Genomic DNA, 20,952 nt, shown 5'->3' on the forward strand with positions numbered 1-20,952 from the left:
GCCATAAACCGCCGGGACGGCATCGGCGCTAATCCGACTGGAGTCCCGGGACGCCCGGGAGGTGGAGAACAGCATGGAAGCACCCCTTGAAATGACACCGGACATGCTCATGGTTTTCGGTTTTCTGGTCCTTGTCACCGCCCTTTTCGTATTCGAGGTCGTGCGCGTCGACATGGTCGGGCTTCTGATGATGGTTCTTCTCCCGCTGTCGGGCGTCATCGAGCCCGGCCTGGCCGTCAGCGGCCTGAGCTCCAATGCCGTGGTGTCCATCATCGCGGTGATCATCATCGGAGAGGGGCTGGACAAGACCGGCGTCATGAACGTTTTTGCGCGACAGATCATCCGGTTGGCCGGAAAAAGCGAGCGCCGGATCATGGCCCTCATCGCCGGAACCGTAGCGCTGATATCCAGCTTCATGCAAAATATCGGAGCGGCGGCACTCTTCCTCCCGGCAACCCACCGCATCTCCCATCAGCTGAACGTTCCGATCTCCAGAATCCTCATCCCCATGGGCTACTGCGCCGTCATCGGCGGATGCATCACCCTCGTGGGGTCCAGTCCCCTGATCCTCCTCAACGACCTGATGGCTTCCTGGTGGGCCAACACCCCCTCGGCCCTGGCCGACGGCAGGGCCTTCGAACCTTTCGGTCTTTTCAGCGTGGCACCCATCGGCATCGCCCTGGTCCTGGCCGCGATCCTCTACTTCGTGGTCTTCGGCAAGATCGTTCTGCCGGCAGTCCCATCCCACCCGGAAACCGACGGGTGTATCCTGAAAAACGACCTGGAATGCACCTACGGCAAGGAGATCCAGCGGGCCTATGAACTCCATGTCCCCAGGGACTTCAAAACCCGCCGGCTCGACGAGCTCAGAATCCGGCCGCTTTATCATTCCACCGTCATCTGCATCTGCAAGCGGGAGGGGCGTTACAAGGTGACCGTTCCCGCCCGGGCCGACATCATCGAACCCGGGGATGTGGTCGGGATCATCAGCAACCAGGAGCATGTGGAAAGGCTCGCGGCGGATACGGGGTGGGCCCTGTGCGATGGACTGGATCGTCTCAACGAGGTGCTCAGCCCCGATGTCGCCGGCATCACCGAGGCCGTCGTCACGCCCCGGTCGGAGTTGGTGGGAAAGACGCTCCACGAGATCTATTTCCGGAAACGATACCATGTGAACCCGCTCGCCCTCTACCGCAAAAACCAGGTGATGCTGGAAGATATCTCGGCGACCCGGATCCAGCCCGGAGACGCCTTGCTGCTTCAGGGAGAATGGGAAAAATTCCATATTCTTCAACGAAAGCCGGATCTGGCCTTCACCGAGCACATCCCCGGCGAAATCCTGCATCCCGAAAAGGCGGGATTCGCCATTGCCGCGGTCACGCTCGCGCTCGTTCTGGCCCTGGGCTTCAAGGTCCAGCTCTCCATCGCGCTCCTCAGCGGTGCACTATGCATGATCCTGACCGGGGTGCTCTCGCTGGACGAAGCCTATCGGGGGGTGGACTGGATGACGGTGTTTCTTTTGGCGGGACTGATTCCGCTGGGGCTCGCCTTTGAAAAAACCGGCGCCGCCTTCTATCTCTCCACCACCATCACCCATGCGATGTCGGGAGCATTGACGCCGCTGGTCGTATTCCTGGTCATCGGCCTGTTGACCTCCTTTTTCACGCTGGTGACCTCCAACATCGGCGCCGCCGTCCTGATGGTGCCCCTGGCCATGAACATGGCCCTGCAATGCGACGCCGATCCGAGGATGGCGGCCCTTCTGGTGGGTGTGGCCGCCTCCAACACCTTCATCCTCCCCACCCATCAGGTCAACGCCCTGATCATGAAGCCCGGCGGCTACCGGGTCAAGGACTATGTCCGGGCCGGCGCCGGCATGACCCTGATCTTCATCGCGGTGGTCATGTCGATGCTCTATTTCTTCTACGGCATCCATGCCTGATGCGGATCCCGGCGAAGATCCCCGGCCATTTTCACCCCCCGCCGCTCCAGAAGGCTCCCCTCGGCAAGATGCAGCCTCACGAGAGCGATGCGGTAATTGATCACGGCCCTTACCTCGGCGATCTGGCTCAACAGGAGATCGCGCTGGGCCTGGGCGACCAGAAGCGCGGTGCTCGTCCCCACGTCATACATCTCTTTTTCGGCCCGAAGCGTCTGCTCCTCGAGTTCCCGCGTGATCCGCGACGCTGAAATCTGCTTGCGGGCGCGTTCCACCTCGTTGGCGGCGAGGCGGACGTCGAGACGGACGAGCTGCCGGAGGTTCTCCACCGCTTCGGCCGACTGTCGACGGGATGCCCGGGCCGCCAGATCACGCGCCTTGGCCGCCCGGTTTCCGACATACCGGCTCAGGCGAATGCCCACCGCCGCATCGTAGGTGTCGCCGTCCAGTTCGCGGAACGCATCGGGAAAGGTGTCGGCGAAGCCGGTCTTACCGAGAACGACGAAGAGGTCGAGGAGCGGCAGAAGACCGTTCCGGGTCACGATGGTTTCAAGGCGATTCTGCGTCAGCCGCAGACGGGCCTCGTTCAGATCGGCACGAAGCTGTTCGGCGAGGCGAAGCCGATCGGCCAGATCGGTTATGGGCACAGTCGAGACAGACGGCTCGCTGGCGGTGTTGACGGCCCGATCCAGCAGCCCTTCCGGATCAGGGTCGAGGAGTCGCAGCAGCCGAAGGCGGCGCTCCTCCAGCTGGCTCCGGGCGTCGATCAGGGCCTGCTCGCGTCGGGCGACCTCGGCCCGGGCGGCCGGGGCCTCGATCTCGGGAAGCACGCCCACTTCGATGCGCTGTTCCACCTCGTCCCGCTGTTGCCGGGCTACGGCAAGGGACTGTTCGTAGATGGCGATCTCCTTCCGGGCCAGGGCCATATTCCAGTAGGCAATCTCCGTATCGGCCGCCAGGGCCTCGGTGAATCCCCGCAATTCATACACGCTTGCGGCGGTATCGAGCTCGGCCTGGCGCACGCTGACCAGGTTCACCGCAGGACCGAATCCTCTGAGGAGTGACTGGGTGACGCTCACCCCCAGGCGGGCGATCTGCTGTTCCGGCGCCCGGTTGGAGATGCTCCTTTCATGGGAGACGGAGGCCTCCACACGGGTTCCCGACGGCAGCTGCTGACGGACCCCGCCCGCGGCAAAAGCGTCATGTCCCTTGACACTGAACTGGGTGCCGGTGGACCGGGCGGTCTCGCTCGCCTCCTCCTCGGCGTATTCGAATTCTCCAAATATCTCAGGATCGAAGTTTCCACGCTCGATCTGCTCGAAGGTGCCGGCGATCACCGGGCCGAGCCGTCGCACACGGAGGTCCCGGTTGTTGGCGAGGGAAAGCATCACAGCCTGTTCCACCGACAGGTCGAGGGGGCCGTCTTTCGGAAATTCCGCGGGGGAAAGCGCGTCGGGACGCGGTTGAAGCACGTCGGGAACAGCCACGGGTTCGGCGTCGTCTTCGGCAATATGGACATCGAAATCCGGCGTGAAAACAGGCCGATGATCCGGCATCATGCACCCGGACATCAGGATCGCCCACATTACCGCGGCCGGTATCAGGCATCCGGAGCAGCTCTGCCGTCTCAATGGTCGCGTCCTTTGGGTTCGGGATGAAAGATCAGGTAAACGGCCGGAATGAGCATCAGCGTAATCAGGGTCGATCCCGTAAGCCCGCCCACAACCGCCCGCGCCAGCGGGGCCTGGGCGTCGGCGCCTTCACCGATCCCAAAGGCCAGGGGCAGGAGGGCGAGGATGGTCGTCAGCGTCGTCATCAGGATCGGCCGCAGACGGCGCCGTCCGGCCTCGGTCACGGCCTTCCGGGGGCTCATGCCCTCCCCCTGCAGGCGCCCGGCCTGATCCACCAGCAGAATCGCGTTGTTGACGACAATCCCCCCGAGCATGATGCAGCCGATGTAGGACTGCAGGTTCAGCGTCGTGTCGGTCAGGAAGAGGGTCACCAGCACCCCCACCGCCGCCAGGGGCACCGAGACCATGACGATGACGGGATCCCGAAGCGATTCGTACTGACAGGCGAGCACCATGTACACGAAGACCAGGGCCAGGACCAGGGACAACACGAGTTCGCGAAAAGCCTTCTGCTGCTCCTCGAAGGTGCCGGCCACCTGAAGATCGTACTCGACAGGCCGGGGGATCCCCTCCAGCCGGGCCTGGACGGCCTTTGCCGCAGTGCCCAGATCCCCGTCCGTGACGTTGGCCCTGACCGTGACGATTCGCTGCTGGTCCTTCCGGTCGATATAAATGGGCCCCTCACCCGCCCGTGTTGCAACGAGGTTCCGGAGGGCCACCGACTCGCCTGCGGCGGCGGTAAGGGTCAGGTCGAGAATTTCGTCCAGGGAACGCTTCTCAACGTCCTCAAGCTGCACGAAGATCCGATAGGCGTTGCCGCCCGTCCGGTACTCGCCGGCACGGGAGCCGGCCACGGCGGTTTCCAGCACCTCGGTCACGTCGCGGACGCTCAAGCCGAGATCGGCGGCCTTGGCACGGTCCACATAAATCTCCTGCTGGGGCATACCCCCCTCATTCTCCACGTCGATGTCGGTGAGTCCCGGAATTCCGGCAACCGCCGCAGCGACCCTCTGGGAGAGAAGATTCAGCGTTTCCAGCTCAAAACCGCGGATCTCGATGGTCAACCCCTCTTCCCCCCCCAGAATCCGCTCCAGAAGAAACTGTCCCTGGGGCGCCTGGGTGCGGATCGCCATGCCCGGAATCCTGCCCGTGAGGCGGCGCCGGAGATCATTGGCGATCTCCACATTGGATCGGGTCCGTTGACCCGCGGGCTGCAGGGAGATGCGGATCTCCCCCTCGGAGGACTGACCGGGGCGCCATCCAGTGGCGCCAAGGCTGGCCACCCACGAGACAGCCTCCGGCACGGCCGCCGTGATAATGTCTTCCATGCGCCGGACTTGTCGGTCCAGCAGGTCAAGCCGGATGCCGATCTCCATCTCACCCGTGACGCGCACCTCCCCCTCGTCGCTGGGGGGAAGGAATTCAGATCCGATCATCGGCAGCAGAAGGAGACTCCCGCCGAGCGCAGCGACGGAGCCCGCCACGATAAGGCCCCGGTGATCCAGCACCCAGCCGATCACATCGCGGTAGCCGCTGTTGAGGCCCTCAAAGAGCCGATCCAGAGCAGCCCCCCATCGGGCGATCCGGGCCGGGAGGGGGCGAAGGCGGGTCCCGGCCGGACGGAGGAGCCTCGAGGCGAGCATCGGCGCCAGGCTGAGGGAAACGAGAAGGGAGCAGACCAGCGAAAAGATAATCACGTAAGCCAGCTCCTGGAACAGAATGCCCGATACGCCGCGGACAAAGGCCATCGGCAGAAAAACCACCAGTGTGGTGATGGTGGAGGCCACAATGGCCGGGCCGACCTCCTGAGCCCCGTTCACCGCGGCATCCGTGGGCGTTTCACCGTTCTCGGCGGCGCGCCGGACGATATTCTCCAGAACCACCACGGAGCTGTCCACCATCATACCGACCCCCAGCGCCAGGCCGCCAAGGGTCATCAGGTTCAGGGTGAAGCCCCCGAAATAGATGAGCGCGAAGGTGGCGACGACCGAGATGGGAATGGCCACGGATATGACGATCGTGCTCCTGATATTGCGCAGGAAAAAGAGGAGCACCGCAACAGCCAGCCCGCCGCCGTAAAGCACCGACTGCGCGACGTTGGCAATCGATCTTTCGATGAAGTTGCCCTGGTTGATCACCGGAATGACCCGAACCTGGGGAAAGGCGTCGTTCACCGCATCGATCTCGGCGAGAACGCGCCGTGAAACCTCTACGGTATTGGCGTCGGCCTGTTTGCGGATCCCAACCCGGAGACCCCGTTCGCCGTTGACGCGGACGATGCGCGTCCGCTTTTCGTAGGTGTCCCGAACATCGGCCACCTGACCGAGGGTCACCACGGCGCCCCCCTGCCGGAAAACCGCGGTATTGCGGATCTGGTCGAGATCCGTGAACTCGGCGGGCGCCCGGATCGTGACCTCATGCCGACCCGACTCGATCTGACCCGCCGGCAGGTCGATATTGGCGTTTTGAAGGGCATCGACGATCCGATTCAAGGGAAGCCCCAGGGCCTTGATCCGGTCGGGGTCCAGCGCGATGCGCACCTCCCGGGTGTACTCACCCCAGAGGTCCACCTGCGCGACCCCCGGTATGCGCGAGAACCGGTACCGGATCCGGTCCTCGATGAGCTGGGTGAGCTCCACGGGGTCGAGACTGCTGGAGATGCCGAGAATGACCACTGGAAATCCGGCGATGTCGAACTTGCTGACCCTGGGACGCACGATGTCGTCGGGCAATTCGTTGATCTCATCCTCGAGTTTGGACTGGACATCGAGGGCCGCGGTGTCGATGTCCGTGCCCCACACGAAGTTGACCCGGACGATGCTGCTTCCCTCGGACGAGGTGGACGTGATCTCTTCCACTCCCGGGACCGTAGCGACGATTTCCTCGATGATCTGGGTGACCCGCCGCTCCATGACCTCGGGGCTCGCCCCCTCGTACTCGGTTCGGATGGAGACGGTGGGCAGTTCGATGCTGGGCAGCAGGTCGATGCGCAGGCGGCTCAGGGAGACGGCACCCACGATGACAACGATGAGGGTGACCATGATGGTGAGGATGGGCCGATCCACGCTGAATTTCGGCAGGGTCATCCGATGCCTCCGCCGCTCTTCCCGGCGTCGTCGGGAATCGTGACGGGCGATCCGTCTTCGAGCAGCTGCTGCCCCAGAATCACGACCCGTCCGTCAAGGTCTTCCCCCGCCACCTGAACGCGTCCGGCCTCGCGAATACCCACGGTGACGCTGCGCCATGAGACCGACCGCCCCGCCGCATCGACGACAAACACCCCGGTCCGGTCCCCTCGCGATGTCAGGGCTTCCTCCGGAACGATCACGGCGTCCTCGGCCCGGTCGAGTACCACGGTGGCCCGGATGAACATACCGGGTTTGAGCCGATGCCGGGGGTTTTCGATGGTCAACTCCACCTTGGCCTGCCGGGTGGCCTCCTGGAAGATCGGGGCGATGCGGTCCACCCGCCCTTCGAACCGCTCGCCCGGATAGGCGTCGGTGGTCAGGGTGACGCTCTGAGAGAGCTCCAGGCGCGCGTAGTCCTTCTCGGTCACGAAGATGACCCCGATCAACGGATCGAGGTCGACGATGGCCATCAGCGGCGTGTTGGCGGAGACGGTGTCGCCTTCCTCGACGTAGCGCTCGGCCACGACGCGCAGGGCGTCCGATCCCGTCCACCCCGCCGTCACCCGGGTGTAGCCGAGACGGATGTTGGCTGCCGCCAGAGCGGCCTCGGCTTTGGTCACATGGGCCCGGGCCACCTCGAGCTGCGCCTTTTTGGCCAGTTGATTGGCCCGGGCCGTGTCCATCTGGGCATCCGAGGTCACACCCCGCTTCCGAAGCGTTTCGATGCGGGCCAGCTCGCGGCCTGCGATCTCGAGGGCGCTTTCCGCCTCGGCAAGATTGGCGCGGTTCACCGCCAGTTCGGCCCGGGCCTCGGCCACCGCCTGGACATATTCGTCGTCATCCAGGGCCGCCACGACCCGGCCTCTTGAGACGGTGTCGGCCAGATCGACGAAAACCGCTTCGATGCGCCCGCTCACCTTCGGCGCCACCACGAACTTTGCCGGGGCCTCCAGGGCGCCGCTGAATGTGCGGCTGAGCACGATGGGGCCACGCTGAATCGGGGCCACTGCGACAGGAGCGGGCTGCGGCCCGCCGCTCTGTTTTTCGGGATCCCCGCCCCCCTGGAGTTTGTTGTAGATCATCCAGCCCAAGGCGGCGACCACTGCCGCAACCACCGTCAACACCGCCAGGCGTCCTGCTCCGATAGGTTTCACCAATATCCTCACTCCGTCGTTTCGGGATCGTTGCACATCCGACGATCCTGTTGCCTTCCGCCGAGGTCGGCACGGCGGATCCGTCCTCGCACGTGCCTTCCAGGGCTCACCATCCATTACCACAGGCGGAATGCCCTTCGCAACCGATGCCTCTCGCAGCCGGGAAAAGTCTCATCCATATTTTCAATTTCCAGTACCGAGGGGACGACCCATGCCCCGCGCGGTTTCGATCAAATGCCGCTGAAGCCTGCTCCGGGCGGCCTGGAAACCCGGGTTGAGATATCAAACGTGTTGACACCGGTACAGGCCTCTCGTATGTTGCCGTTTTGAAAAATCGAGCGATTCATTGACGCTTCCCCGGTCCGAGCATCCCTTTCCGGCCGACAACGCCCCTCCTCCCCGACGGCTTTGGAAGCGTCATCGATACCGTGAGATCCGGGCTGCCGGGGAAGCCAAAAGACACCCGGCAGATCCAGGTGTAACCCAATGCATCGAAACGCCGACTGATACTATATCACTCAGCCCGTCATCACCACGACATCCGAAGGTTGAAGGTATCCAATGGATCGGAACGGTTCGCGTCAGTTCTACCAGGACTGTTGACATGAATGAAACGGCATTGAAACCATGAAACGCAATGATGACATTTTCGCCCGCCGGCTGCAAGGCCGGATCCGCACCGCGATTGGCGGCCTGATCGTCTGTTGGCTGCTCATCTGGGGCTGTGCGCCGGTGGGCCCCGACTATGTGAAACCGGACATCCGGACGCCCGACGCCTGGTACGCCCGCCCGCCGGTCTCCGAGAGCTCCGGGAAATCCGATGCCGGGGTCTTGGCGCGCTGGTGGGAGACCTTCGATGATCCGGCCCTCACCGCCCTGATCGACGCGGCCGTCCGCCGAAATCTGGACATGAAACAGGCCCTTTCCCGCGTTCGGGAGGCCCGGGCCCGTCAGCGCGGCCGCCGTGCAGACCTGTTTCCAGCCGTCGACGCCGCTGCCTCGGCGAGCAAAAGCCGAAGCAGCGGGAAGAGCGGCGCCGGCGGCACATCCGAACTCTACTGGAGCGGTGTCGATGCCGCATGGGAGCTCGACGTCTTCGGGGGCCTGCGACGGTCCCTCGAGGCGTCCCAGGCGGATCTGGCGGCCGATGAAGCGGATTTCCAGGACGTGAAAATCTCACTGATGGCCGAGGTGGCCCTCAACTACATCGACGTCAGAACCTACCAGGCCCGGCTCGCCGTCTCCAGGTCCAACGTGGCGACCCAGGAGGAGACCTGGGCGCTGCTGGACACGGTCCACCGTTCCGGCCTGGGCGACGGGCTGGCCGCGGAACAGGCGCGGTACAACCTGGAAAGCAGCCGATCCAGGATCCCCGACCTGAAAACCGGGCTGGCACAGGCCCTTAACCGGCTGGACATCCTGACGGCCCGGCCCCCGGGATCGGTCCATGAAATGCTGTCCGCGGCACGTCCTCTGCCCGAGGTCGCCATCCAGGCCGCCATCGGCGTCCCGGCGGACCTTCTGCGCCGCCGCCCCGACATCCGCAGGGCGGAACGGATCCTGGCGGCGGAAACCGCCCGGGTCGGCGTGGCCGAAGCCGAACGGTATCCCCGGTTTACCCTGGACGGCACCATCGGGCTGGAGGCCCTCTCCCTCGGGGATCTCCTCCAGACTTCGTCCCGGCAATGGCGCATCGGACCCGCCCTCAATTGGCGGATATTCGACGCCGGCGCCATTCGCAGCGGCATCGAAATTCAGACTGCCATCCAGGAGCAGGCGATGCTGGCCTACGAAACAGCGATCCTGAACGCTCTGGAGGAGGTGGAGAACGCCTTGGTCGCCTATGTCCGGGAACAGGAAAAGCTCACGGCCCTGAAAGCGGCCACCCGCTCGGCCCGGTCGGCGGCCGATCTGGCCGAACAGCGCTTCGTGTCGGGTCTCGTCGGGTTCACCGACGTGCTGGATGCCCAGCGATCCCTGCTCACCTTCGAGGACGATGCGGCAGCGAGCCGGGGCGCGGTATTCGCCAATCTCGTGCGCCTCTACAAGGTCCTCGGCGGTGGATGGGACGTTGTTCGACCGGCCGCTTCCGAAACCCAACCCCTCATCCCAGTGGAGAGCCATGAAACAACCCCCTGAAACCGACATCCGGAAAACGCTGGGCATCGGCGCCACCCGAAGTCGCGCCCGCCGCAGACGATGGATCATCGGGGCGGGTGTCGCCCTTCTTCTCCTCATCGCCGCGGTCACAATATGGCGCATGAAGGCGGATAGGAACGCCCTCACCTACATTACCCGACCCGCGACCCGCGGCGACCTGGTGGTCACCGTCACGGCCACCGGAAACCTCGCCGCCACCAACGAGGTGATGGTGGGCAGCGAGCTGTCGGGCATCATCAAGACGGTAGAGGTTGACTACAACGACCCGGTGGAAAAGGGGCAGCCACTGGCCCGACTGGACGATATCAAGTTCAGGGCCGCTGTTATGAAGTCCCGCGCCGCCCTCGCCTCGGCCCGGGCCAGGCTCGAGGAGGCCGGGGCAACCCGGGTGGAAACGGAAAAGCGCCTCGCCCGGTACCGGAAGACCCGTGCCATGACCGGCGGAAAACTGCCCTCCGTGGAAGAGCTCGAGACCGCGGAAGCCGCCCTGGCCCGGGCCGTCGCCGCGGTGGGCGTCGCCCGGGCGGCCATTGACGAAGCCGACGCCCAACGGGTCGAAGACGAAGCCAACCTGGCCAGGACGATCATATACTCTCCGGTCAACGGCATCGTGCTGAACCGTGACGTGGATCCGGGGCAGACCGTGGCCGCTTCCCTTCAGGCTCCCGTGCTCTTCACCCTGGCCGAGGACCTGCGCCGGATGGAGCTCCAGGTGGACGTTGACGAGGCCGACGTGGGCCAGGTGAAGGAGGGGCAATCCGCCGAATTTACCGTGGACGCCTATCCCGACCTCACCTTCAGAGCCGGCATCACCCAGCTGCGATTCGGGGCCCAGGACACCGACGGCGTCGTCACCTACACGGCCATCATGAATGTCGACAACCCCGATCTGCTGCTGCGGCCGGGAATGACGGCAACGGCGGACATCACGGTGGAGCGCCGGACCGACGCCCTCCTGGTGCCCAACGCAGCCCTCCATTTCACGCCGCCCCAGCCCAAAACGTCCCAACGCCGCGGTTTGATGGGGGCGATCCTGCCGCGTCCGCCCCATTCCAGAAAACCCAGGGCCGGTTCGGATGAAACTCCCGACGCCAGGCAGGTATGGGTTTTGAAGGATGGCCGTCCCGTACCGGTGCCCGTAACCGTCGACGCCACCGACGGGTCCCTCACCGCCGTCACCGGCGGCGCGCTCAACGCCGGGCAGGCGCTGGTGGTGGACGCCGTGGGAGAGGCGTCATGACCGGAACCTGCAGCAAAGCGGCCGGAAGCGCCCTCCTGATCGAATTCCGGGGGGTCACGAAGGTCTACGGCAAGGGGCATGCGGTCATGCGGGCCCTGGACGGCGTCGATCTCACCATCGCCAGGGGCGAGTTCGTGGCGGTGATGGGTCCCAGCGGTTCGGGAAAATCCACCTGCATGAACATCCTGGGATGCCTGGACACCCCCACCGAGGGCACCTACCGCTTCGACGGGGTGGATGTGGGGGGCCTCACCCGGGATCAGCGGGCTCTGCTGCGCCGCCACTACCTCGGTTTCATCTTCCAGGGGTTCAACCTGCTCAACCGCACCTCGGCCCTGGAGAATGTGGAACTGCCCCTGATCTACCGGAAGATACCGGCCCGGCAACGCCGGGAGTCGGCCCTGGCGGCCCTCGAGACGGTGGGGCTGGCGGACTGGGCCGCCCACACGCCGGGGGAACTCTCCGGCGGGCAACAGCAGCGGGTGGCCATTGCGAGGGCGATCGTGAGCGAACCCCAGGTGCTTCTGGCCGACGAGCCCACGGGCAACCTCGACAGCGCCCGCAGCCGAGAGATCATGGAACTCCTTGCCGACTTCAATGACCGGCGGGGCATCACCATCCTCATGGTCACCCATGAGGCCGATATGGCGGCCTATGCCGGCCGACGGATCCAGTTCCGCGACGGCCGCATCGACCGCGGATTTGAAGAGGACAAGGAAACCTGATGCTCTGGGAAACCTGTATGTTGGCCCAGCGGGAGATCCGCCGCAACGTGCTGCGCTCCGCACTCACCATTCTGGGCATCGTCATCGGGGTCGGCGCCGTCATTACCATGGTGACCCTTGGGGACGGCGCCACCGCCAAGGTCGCCGGCGACATCGGGAAACTGGGCAGCAACATGCTCCAGATTCGACCCGGACAGGGATTCCGGGGGCCCGGGGGGGCAAGATCCGATGCCAGGCCCTTCGAGGCCGCCGATGCCGCGGCCGTAGCGCGTCAGATCCCCGGTCTTTCGGCCGTGGCGCCGACGGCGAGTCAGACCGTCCAGGCCATTTACGGCAACGCCAACTGGTCCACCTCGGTGACCGGCAGCACGTCGGCGTATCTCGAGGTCCGGGACTGGGACATCGGGGCGGGCCGAAACTTCACAGGCGGGGAAATCCGCTCCGGAAAGGCGGTCTGTCTTCTGGGCGCAACGGTAAAGGAGGCCCTTTTCGGCAGGGCGGAGGCGGTGGGGGACACCATCCGGTTAGGCCGGATCTCCTTCAAGGTCATTGGTCTCCTGGCGGAAAAGGGGCAGTCCAGCTTCGGCATGGACCAGGACGACATCGTGCTGATCCCCCTCAGGACCCTCCACCGCCGGCTTGCGGGAAACACCGACGTCACCGCCATCATGGTGTCGGCGAAAAGCGGCGTCGCCACCGAAACGGTCCAGGCCAATATCGAACGCCTGATGCGTCAGCGCCGGGGCATCTCCCCGGGCAAGGAAGACGATTTCACCGTCCGCGACATGAAGGAGATCATCGCCACCCTCACCGGCACCACACGAGTCCTGACGGGACTCCTGGCGGCCGTGGCCGCCGTGAGCCTGCTGGTGGGCGGCATCGGCATCATGAACATCATGCTGGTGTCGGTCACGGAACGCACCCGGGAGATCGGCACCCGGTTGGCCATCGGCGCACTCGAGCGGGACGTCCTGCTCCAGTTTCTGGTGGAAGCGGTGGTCCTTTCCGCCTTTGGCGGCCTCACGGGCATCATTCTGGGACTCGGGGCGGCGATGGCGGGGGCACGGATGATGGGCATTCCTTTTGTCTTCAACGCCGGCATCGTTGGGGCTGCGTTCTTCTTTTCCGGCGCCGTGGGCGTGGTCTTCGGCTATTTCCCGGCCCGGAAGGCCGCCCGGTTGAACCCCATCGAGGCGCTCCGGGCCGAATGAGGATCCATCATCCTAATCCGCACTCGCCGAAGGTTGTCGTCCCAGGGCCAGAAGGGTGACATCGTCGCGGAGGCCGTCGGCCGACGTGAAGCTTTCGATCTCCATCCTGATCTCGTCGATGAGGTGGCGGGGGGCAGCGCAAAAGGCGCCGGCCCTCCGGACAAGGCGTTCTCGGGTAAACAGTCGCCCCGCGGGGTTGCAGGCTTCGGTCACGCCGTCGGTGTAGGCCAGGAGGGTCTCCCCGGGGCCGATGCGGACCCGGAGCACCGTGAAGGACGCCTCCCGGAAAGCCCCCACCGCCGCCCCCGTGGGCGCCAGACGCGCCTTGATCCCGAGGCCGCTTACGATCAGCGGCGGTTCGTGGCCGCCGTTGATGTAGAAAAGCTCTCCGGTCTCGGTATCGAGAATTCCGAAGAAGAGGGTGGCGAACATGGCGTCCTTTTCGTGGGTGACGGCAATGTATTCGTTGACGGAGCGGATCGTTTTCGCAAGGACCCGTGAAGGGTCGAAATTTTCCGGACCCCGCGCGGCGCCGCAGTCGACGCCGGATGCCCGGGAGAGGATACGTACAAGGCTCCTGAATATGGCCATGTAAAGGGCGGCCCCCACCCCTTTGTCGCACACGTCGGCAATCACCACCCCCATGTACCTGGGGTCTTCAAAACAAAAGGCATCATAGAAATCCCCCGACACGTGACGGGCGGCATGAAAATGCGCGGCGATCTCCCATCCCCCGACCTCCGGCAGAATCGTCGGGAAAAAACCGGCTTGAATCCGGCGACCGATGTCGAGCTCGTGCTCCGCCCGATGCCGGGCCTGTTCGGTACGGGCAAAGTGCATGGCCCGCTCCGCGGCGATCGCTGCCAGGATGAAAACGCAGGTCAACCCCGCCGTGAACAAAGGCGCTGAAAAGGGCGGGAGAGTCAAAAACATCGTGAAGGCAATTGCGCCGGTTCCCAGATAGAGGCCGGACAGCACCAGGGTTCCCAGTATCAAGCCTGTGGACGAACAGATCAGGGACAACCCGAATATACCGATGGCCAACACCGCAGCAGCCCCTATGCCGACTCCCGGGGACAGGGTGCGCAGGAACGTCTCCGAAAGAATATTCCGGATGACGGCGGCGTGGACGGCCCCCGTCGTGAGACGCTTTTGCCCCCCGGCGGGTCGGACCTTGACCTCGGCAGCCACGTTTTCGGCAATGACGGCGATTTTTCCGGCGAGATCCCGCTCCAACCGTGCCCTCACGCCCGGGTCTTCAGCGGCCCGAAAGATCTCCCGATAGCTGTAATGGGCCGTCCGGGTCGGAATGTCGTTGAAATTGACAAGCATGCGGCCGCGACGGTCAACGGGAATCACGATGTCCCGGCCCGGCGCCCCGGGGGCGGTTTTGGCACCTTTGAGGATGATCTGTTTTTCAGGGTCGACCTCGATGTCCGCAGGTAAAACGCCCAGGTAATCACAGGCCGCCAGAAGCGAGAGGCTCGGGTAGAAGGCGCCCCGGTGGCGAACAAACAGGGGCAGGCCTCTCAGAATGCCGTCGGCATCGGCGGGAAGGTTCAAAAATCCGATGCCCGCAGCGGCTTTCGCCAGGTGCGAGGCCGTCATCCGGGGGTGACGGCCGACAAAGACGTCATCAGAGGACGAGACGACGGACGCGGCCCAGTCTTCGGGGTCCGCGGCGTCCCCTCGGGCCGAGCCCCACACCCCGTTCACGGGAGGCTCGAGGGACCCGAACACCATCCCCAGGTAGACGCGCCGGGCGGCCCTTACCGCCGCCGTCATCCGCCGATCGTTTTCATCCCCGAGATGCTCCTCGAAAACGAAATCGACAATCTGACTTCTGATCTTTACCGCGGCGAGATTGTCGATGATCCGGGCGTGGTGGGAGCGATCGTAATAGAAATTGGCATCGATGTAGACAATGGGATCCGACGCGCCGGAAAGGGCGTCGCCGGCAGACACGCCTTCCGTCGGCATACCCTTCAGTTCGGCCAGGCGGTCGACCAGGGTTGCGTCCAGCCGTTCATAAAGATCACCTCCCCCCCATTGGGCGGCGGCGGCCAGGACAAATGCCGACACCGCCAGGACGAGACGAATTTTCACTTTGGCGAAATCCGCGAGCGCCACCGGTATCTCCCTCTCCGTCAAGCGGGCGTCGCCATCCCCGCTTTCGTCGGGGGTGCGCATCGACGGTTTCAAGGCGGTTCTTCTATTGCCGGATGCCCTCGACGCTCACCGTTATATCGACCGCGTCGCTGACGCCGTTCAACATGAAATTCATCCCCCAGGCGCTCCGCTGGATGGTGAAGACGGTCTCAAACCCGATGCGATACTGTCCCCAGGGGTCCTTTCCGGCACCGGTCCGCCGCACCACCGCCGTCACGGGACGGGTTTTCCCCAGAAGGGTGAGATCGCCCGCCACCGCAAAGGTCTCGTCTCCGGTCTTTTTTATGGACGTACTCCTGAAGGTGATGGCCGGGTGCTGCTCGACATCAAAGAAATCAGCGCTCTTGAGGTGCTGATCCCGTTTTTCGACATCCGTATCAACGGAGGCGACATCCACCGACATCTCCACCCGGCTCTTCTCCGGCGCGGCGTCGTCCCACTGGATGACGCCTGCAGGTCCTGGAAAGCGACCGTAAGAATACCCGATGTCAAGATGCTTTACCCGAAACAGGACATAGGAATGGACCGGATCCACCTGATAGGTCTCTGCCGCAGCCGTTGCACCCGAAAGCAACATTCCTGCCAGGAGACTTCCAATCCACAACCCCGTTACATCGCGTTTTATACTCATGCTGCATTCCTTTCCTTGGAGAGTGGGGGATGAATCGAAGATCAAAGCTTTAAGGTAAAAAATGATTTCGGTTTGTCAACAGCGGGCGACAGGGATATCGAGGTCGGACAGGGAAGGATCGACGAAGGTCAGGCCTGCTTCTCGTGATTCAGTGATAGCGACATCTCTTCATATACCACCACCCGATCGCGGCCGCCTTGTTTCGCGGCATACATCGCTTCGTCTGCTCGGGCGATATGCCCCTCGATGGATATATCGATTACCATTTTGGTGATACCGAAAGAGGCCGTGACGTTCAGTGAGCATTCTTCATCCACATCGATGTTCAGGGATGCAAGACCCGTTCGCAGACGGTTCATGATATGCTTTGCCCTCTCCAGATCGGTGTTGGGCAGACAGATCAGAAATTCTTCACCGCCATAGCGACATATCGAATCATAGGGCCGTATTTTATGGTTGAGGTATTGGGCGGTGACCCTCAGCACCCTGTCTCCCGCCAGATGGCCGTGGGTGTCGTTGATCGCCTTGAAATGGTCCAGATCCACCATGCAAATGCAGCAGGACTCATCGGTTCGGGACAATCGCGCAAGCTCGCCGTCGAGAATCCGGATAAAGGCCTGTCGATTGAGGATATCCGTCAGCGGATCGAATTCAAACAGGGTTTTCAGGAGCTCCTCTTTGAAATCTAAAACAGCTTTTGAAAAATTCCTTTCATTTTCAATAAGGTTTTCATAGTCGCCAATGGTGATTATCTTGCCGCATTCTATTTTTGCGGCCAGGGTATACGCGCTTTCATGCAGCTTGCGGTGGTGTTGATCTATAGCCGTAAACCCCGGATGACGGCTCAAGACGGCGGAGGGAAGACCGCGATACCACTGGCCGAAACGGCACTGCCGGTAAGAATGTCTTGAAAAGCAGACCTCGTTCAGCGGTAAATCGAATATCAGGCTGCGATGCCAGGCGTGAAGCCACCGCTGGTGCTCGATGACCGCCTCTTCGAGTTCTTTGACGACGGCTCTCAGCTTTTCGCTTGTCAGTTGCATCTCCAATACCTTTTTCCAAAAAACGTCCGGCCGTCCGAAACGCTCTCGCCGGCCTCTGCTTACGGTATGGAAATGCGCCTCTTCGATCGGGTTCACGGCGCGCCGCCGTTCATACTTTACCACGAAAAGCGGCGCGTCTCTTCGGAATCGTCCGGATCGAGCACAGTGTTCGGAAGCCTGGAAAGCCGGTCGCTGTCGGTCCTTTCAGCAGATGAAATGGGCTTCTTATCCATATTAACATAATGCTTCACCACCGGGATAGGCAAATAGATTTTCACTGGCCCCATCAAGATTTATCCGAAGATTCGGGACATCGTCCGGTCTAGGATCGCGTCATGGCGCCGCCGCATTTCGGGCAGCGCATATCAAAACAGGGAACCCCCGGCTGATGAGGCGCCGTTTCCCCACATCCAGGGCAGACACAGGCGCCGCCCGGGCCCAGTCCTCGACCGCCGCCCCTGCCCATGCCGCGACCCCCACCGCCCATACCGCGACCGCCGCCGCCCATGCCGCGACCGCCGCCGCCCATACCGACTCCGGAGGGGGTTCCGGTTGCGCCGGAAGAGGGGGTTGATGCCGCTCCCCCTTCACCGCTTTGGTATGTCCCCATGACCTGACGCACCGTACCGGATTTTCCGGTATAGGCCTTCACACCCGCTGCCTGCAGCACATTCGCAGCCTTGGGCCCCAGGCTGCCGGTAACGACTGCTTCCGCCCCTGCATCGGCGACCATCTGGGCGGCCTGGACGCCCGCCCCCGAGGCATTCCCGGCGGCCTGGTTTTCCAGCGCCTCAAATTCTCCGGATGCCGGATCCACAATGATAAAATAGGGACAACGGCCGAACCGCGGCTCAACCTGTGCATCCAGGTCGGGCCCTGTCGATGAGATCGCGATCTTCATCACACGCCTCCTTGATAAAGGGTAAGTTAATAAAGCTTGAGTTTCAGACATATGCTCATAACACCATTATAAGGATTTATCTCATTCTTTCAATCCCCCGTCGTGAAATCCCACCGTTTTTTTTGCAATGCCGTGACGATCTTACCCAAAAACGGGTTTCAACACAGGCAAATGGCGGTGCCGGGCGTCAAAGGGCCGCATTCGGCGGGAGGAAGGATCGAAGGTCGGAAGCGCTTCAGATCCTGGAGCGATAGAGCCGCAGGCTGTTGGTAACCACCGTGACGCTGCTGAAGGACATGGCCAGTGCTGCCATGATGGGGTGGAGGTCCCGGATGAAGGCAGGCAGAACCGTGACCGTATGGAGGGCTCCGGCCGCCACGGGGATGAGGAGGATGTTGTAGAAAAAAGCCCAGAACAGGTTCTGGCGGATGGTCGCCAGGGTGGCCCGGCTGAGCCGGACTGCAGCGGGAACGCCGTTCAGATTTCCGCTGGAGAGGATCACGTCGGCCGCCTCGATGGCGACGTCGGCGCCCCGGCCCAGGGCCAGGCCGACGTCCGCTCCGGCCAGGGCCGGGGCGTCGTTGATGCCGTCCCCCACCATAGCCACCCTGTGTCCGGACGCCCGGAGCCGTTTCACCGCGTCGGCCTTCTCCTCGGGCCGGACCTCCGCCACCACGTCGTCCATGTGGACCTGCGCGGCGACGGCCATGGCCGTCTGCCGGTTGTCACCGGTGAGCATCAGGATCCTCAACCCCTGTGCCTTGAGAGTGTCCACGGCTTCGGAGGCTTCCGGTCGCAGGGTGTCCGCCACGGCGACAACGCCGGCGATCCGTCCCGCCTCGCCAAGCATCATAACGGTCTTCCCGTCCTGCCGCAGCCGGTCGATGGTTTCCCGGGCCGGGGAGAGATCGACGTCGGCTGATTCGAACCATCCGGGTTTTCCCAGACGCCAGTGACGGCCGTCCACGGCGGCCTCGACGCCCATACCGCCGAAAGCTTTGAAAGCCGTGGGGTCCGGAATGTCCATGCCCCGGTCCCGGGCTGCCTGAACGATCGCTTTTCCGATGGGGTGCTCGGAGCCCTTCTCCACGACGGCCAGAAGCCGCAGCAGGGCATTCTCGTCCGAAACGGCGGCGGTATTATCGACCACCACGAGATCCGTCACTCTGGGAACCCCCTGGGTCAGGGTGCCGGTCTTGTCGAAGACGACGGTGTCGATGCGGGAGAAGATCTCCAGGGCCTCGCCGTTTCGAAACAGGATCCCCTGTTCGGCGCCCTTGCCGGTGCCGGCCATGACGGCCGTCGGGGTCGCCAGCCCCAGAGCGCAGGGACAGGCGATGACCAGCACCGCCACCAGGCGGATCATGGCCGGAACGAACGTCCCGCCCACGGCCCACCAGAGAACGAAGGTCGCCAGGGCGACGGCGATCACCGCCGGAACGAACACTGCGGCCGTCCGGTCGGCGAGAGCCTGAATGGGAGCCTTGCTGCCCTGAGCCTCCTGCACCAATCGGATGATCTGGGCCAGAGCGGTCTCCCGCCCCACCCGGGTCGCCTGAAAGGCGAGCATCCCCTCACGATTGAGAGTCCCCCCAAAGACGGTGTCGCCCGGCTGTTTGTCCACGGGAATCGCTTCGCCCGTCAGCATGGACTCGTCCACGGCTGACTGTCCGGCGGTGACCACCCCGTCCACGGGGATCGATCCGCCGGGCCGGACGCGGATCTCGTCTCCCGCCGCCACCCTGGCCAGAGGCACCTCCTGCTCGACGCCGTCCCGGATCACCGTCACCGATTTGGGTGTCAGGTCCATCAGCTTGCGGATGGCCTGTCCGGTCCGGCCCTTGGTACGGGCCTCCAGCATCTTGCCGAGCTTGATCAGGGTGATGATGACGGCCGAGGTCTCGAAGTAGACATGGTCCCCCAGGGCGGGGATGATCAGCACCGCCAGGGAATAAAAATAGGCGGTGGAAGATCCCATGGCCACCAGAACGTCCATGTTGGCCGTTCGATTCTTCAGGTTTTTCCAGGAGCCCACGTAATAATCCCATCCGGTATAGAACTGGACGGGGGTGGCCAGGGCCAGAAAGAGCCAGTTGACCCACGCCCCATGGCTCCAGGATCCGGTCAGACCGAAATCCCGGGCCATGCTCAAGACGAAGAGCGGGGCGGCGAAAAGTACGCCGATCCGGAATTTCCGGGTCTGGTCCCGGATCTCCGCGGCCCGGGCCGCCTGCTCGGCGTCCTCCACATCGGCAGCGTCCGCACTCTCATCGGGAAGGAGGGCCGTGAAGCCGGCCTTTTCGATGGCCGCAGCCATTTCCTCGAGGGTGGCGAGTTCCGGCAGATAGGTTACTGAAACCCGTTCGGCGGCGAAATTGACGGATGCCGCCACGACGCCCGCCACCTTTCGGCTCAAGGTCCGTTCGATGGTCATGGCGCAGTTGGCGCAGGTCATACCGGTGACGGGAAATTCGGCCCGGGTGGTGACCACGGAAAATCCCGCCTCCCGGATCTTCTTCACTATCCGTTCCAGCGTGACCTGCCCGGGATCGAAGGTCACCCGTGCCCGCTCCGAGGCGAAATTGACGGCCGCCTCCGAAACCCCCGGCAGCCCGGCGAGGGTCCGTTCGATGGTCATGGCGCAGTTGGCGCAGGTCATCCCCGATATGGGCAGGGTGATGCTCTGTTCACTCATGACGCCCCCTATGGTGCCGGCGGGTAGTTGATCTCCCTGAGTCGTGCGACGATGTCGGCCTCGGTGGCCGGTTTCTCCCACTCGACCGTCACCGTCCTGTCCCCGGGATTCCCCTCCACCCGAACGACCCCGGCAAGCTCACCCAGTTCATTCCGAATGGCCGCCGTGCAATGGCTGCAAGAGATATTGGGAATTGAAAAGGTCTTTTTTTCCATGTCCCGCTCCTTTCCGTTCCAAAGTCGTCCTGCCGTGAAACACAACAAGACGGATACCTTATCAACATAATGCACGACTCACCGTTGTCCACGAGAGAAATTTCCGGAAC

14 protein-coding genes are annotated in these 20,952 nt (G+C 63.5%); 5 read left to right on the plus strand and 9 right to left on the minus strand.

The window, feature by feature from the left end:
* Window positions 1-73: 73 nt before the first annotated feature.
* Window positions 74-1,942 carry an SLC13 family permease gene (locus dmul_RS15270; RefSeq protein WP_020877684.1) on the plus strand — a complete coding sequence of 623 codons (1,869 nt, stop codon included), beginning with the start codon at window positions 74-76 and terminating at the stop codon, window positions 1,940-1,942.
* Here the strand turns inward: dmul_RS15270 and dmul_RS15275 are convergent.
* The 3 genes from dmul_RS15275 to dmul_RS15285 are packed head-to-tail and all read right to left on the minus strand — an operon-like array spanning window position 1,924 to window position 7,852.
* Window positions 1,924-3,570, minus strand: a complete 1,647-nt coding sequence (locus dmul_RS15275; RefSeq protein ID WP_020877685.1) for a TolC family protein — start codon at window positions 3,568-3,570, stop codon at window positions 1,924-1,926. The two genes, dmul_RS15270 and dmul_RS15275, sit on opposite strands and share 19 nt — an antisense overlap.
* On the minus strand, window positions 3,567-6,656 hold the full coding sequence (locus tag dmul_RS15280) for an efflux RND transporter permease subunit (protein WP_020877686.1): 3,090 nt from the start codon (window positions 6,654-6,656) through the stop codon (window positions 3,567-3,569). Before dmul_RS15280 ends, dmul_RS15275 begins: the two co-directional genes overlap by 4 nt.
* A complete protein-coding gene (locus tag dmul_RS15285; protein ID WP_040416202.1) occupies window positions 6,653-7,852 on the minus strand; it encodes an efflux RND transporter periplasmic adaptor subunit in 1,200 nt (399 codons plus the stop codon). The genes dmul_RS15280 and dmul_RS15285 overlap by 4 nt, the downstream gene beginning before the upstream one ends.
* Window positions 7,853-8,479: 627 nt before the next feature.
* On the opposite strand from dmul_RS15285, the gene dmul_RS15290 reads away from it, so the two are divergent.
* Genes dmul_RS15290 through dmul_RS15305 form a run of 4 tightly spaced genes read left to right on the plus strand, consistent with a single transcriptional unit; the run spans window position 8,480 to window position 13,188 of the window.
* A complete protein-coding gene (locus tag dmul_RS15290) occupies window positions 8,480-9,991 on the plus strand; it encodes an efflux transporter outer membrane subunit (RefSeq protein WP_020877688.1) in 1,512 nt (503 codons plus the stop codon).
* Entirely contained in the window at window positions 9,975-11,252 is a 1,278-nt protein-coding gene (locus dmul_RS15295; protein ID WP_020877689.1) for an efflux RND transporter periplasmic adaptor subunit, read from the plus strand. Before dmul_RS15290 ends, dmul_RS15295 begins: the two co-directional genes overlap by 17 nt.
* The gene (locus tag dmul_RS15300; protein WP_020877690.1) at window positions 11,249-11,977 is read left to right on the plus strand and encodes an ABC transporter ATP-binding protein; all 729 of its coding nucleotides are present in this window, start codon (window positions 11,249-11,251) and stop codon (window positions 11,975-11,977) included. The genes dmul_RS15295 and dmul_RS15300 overlap by 4 nt, the downstream gene beginning before the upstream one ends.
* Window positions 11,977-13,188, plus strand: a complete 1,212-nt coding sequence (locus tag dmul_RS15305) for an ABC transporter permease (protein WP_020877691.1) — start codon at window positions 11,977-11,979, stop codon at window positions 13,186-13,188. The genes dmul_RS15300 and dmul_RS15305 overlap by 1 nt, the downstream gene beginning before the upstream one ends.
* 12 nt (window positions 13,189-13,200) lie before the next feature.
* Here dmul_RS15305 and dmul_RS15310 read toward each other — a convergent pair whose 3' ends face one another.
* From dmul_RS15310 to dmul_RS15335, 6 genes are all read right to left on the minus strand, one after another.
* Window positions 13,201-15,390: a SpoIIE family protein phosphatase gene (locus tag dmul_RS15310; RefSeq protein WP_144016380.1), complete on the minus strand. Its 2,190-nt coding sequence runs from the start codon at window positions 15,388-15,390 to the stop codon at window positions 13,201-13,203.
* 10 nt (window positions 15,391-15,400) lie between these two features.
* Complete coding sequence (locus dmul_RS15315) at window positions 15,401-15,988, minus strand: YceI family protein (protein WP_020877693.1); 588 nt, start codon at window positions 15,986-15,988, stop codon at window positions 15,401-15,403.
* A 128-nt stretch (window positions 15,989-16,116) separates the two neighbouring features.
* The gene (locus dmul_RS15320; RefSeq protein WP_020877694.1) at window positions 16,117-17,031 is read right to left on the minus strand and encodes a diguanylate cyclase; all 915 of its coding nucleotides are present in this window, start codon (window positions 17,029-17,031) and stop codon (window positions 16,117-16,119) included.
* A 322-nt stretch (window positions 17,032-17,353) separates the two neighbouring features.
* Window positions 17,354-17,932, minus strand: coding sequence for a NifB/NifX family molybdenum-iron cluster-binding protein (locus dmul_RS15325; RefSeq protein ID WP_020877695.1), 579 nt, complete (start codon window positions 17,930-17,932; stop codon window positions 17,354-17,356).
* 235 nt (window positions 17,933-18,167) lie between these two features.
* Window positions 18,168-20,627 (minus strand): heavy metal translocating P-type ATPase, encoded by a 2,460-nt coding sequence (locus dmul_RS15330; RefSeq protein WP_020877696.1) that lies wholly within the window; start codon window positions 20,625-20,627, stop codon window positions 18,168-18,170.
* Window positions 20,628-20,635: 8 nt separating this feature from the next.
* Complete coding sequence (locus dmul_RS15335) at window positions 20,636-20,842, minus strand: heavy-metal-associated domain-containing protein (protein ID WP_020877697.1); 207 nt, start codon at window positions 20,840-20,842, stop codon at window positions 20,636-20,638.
* Between the last annotated feature and the right edge of the window lie 110 nt (window positions 20,843-20,952).

The sequence above is a fragment of the Desulfococcus multivorans genome (assembly GCF_001854245.1).
Taxonomy (GTDB): domain Bacteria; phylum Desulfobacterota; class Desulfobacteria; order Desulfobacterales; family Desulfococcaceae; genus Desulfococcus; species Desulfococcus multivorans.

Coding starts and splice junctions, on each gene's coding strand:
- dmul_RS15290 (WP_020877688.1), top strand. CDS start 8,480: ATGAAACGCAATGATGACATTTTCGCCCGCCGGCTGCAAGGCCGGATC.
- dmul_RS15300 (WP_020877690.1), top strand. CDS start 11,249: ATGACCGGAACCTGCAGCAAAGCGGCCGGAAGCGCCCTCCTGATCGAA.
- dmul_RS15325 (WP_020877695.1), bottom strand. CDS start 17,932: ATGAAGATCGCGATCTCATCGACAGGGCCCGACCTGGATGCACAGGTT.
- dmul_RS15295 (WP_020877689.1), top strand. CDS start 9,975: ATGAAACAACCCCCTGAAACCGACATCCGGAAAACGCTGGGCATCGGC.
- dmul_RS15330 (WP_020877696.1), bottom strand. CDS start 20,627: ATGAGTGAACAGAGCATCACCCTGCCCATATCGGGGATGACCTGCGCC.
- dmul_RS15280 (WP_020877686.1), bottom strand. CDS start 6,656: ATGACCCTGCCGAAATTCAGCGTGGATCGGCCCATCCTCACCATCATG.
- dmul_RS15320 (WP_020877694.1), bottom strand. CDS start 17,031: ATGCAACTGACAAGCGAAAAGCTGAGAGCCGTCGTCAAAGAACTCGAA.
- dmul_RS15315 (WP_020877693.1), bottom strand. CDS start 15,988: ATGAGTATAAAACGCGATGTAACGGGGTTGTGGATTGGAAGTCTCCTG.
- dmul_RS15270 (WP_020877684.1), top strand. CDS start 74: ATGGAAGCACCCCTTGAAATGACACCGGACATGCTCATGGTTTTCGGT.
- dmul_RS15335 (WP_020877697.1), bottom strand. CDS start 20,842: ATGGAAAAAAAGACCTTTTCAATTCCCAATATCTCTTGCAGCCATTGC.
- dmul_RS15305 (WP_020877691.1), top strand. CDS start 11,977: ATGCTCTGGGAAACCTGTATGTTGGCCCAGCGGGAGATCCGCCGCAAC.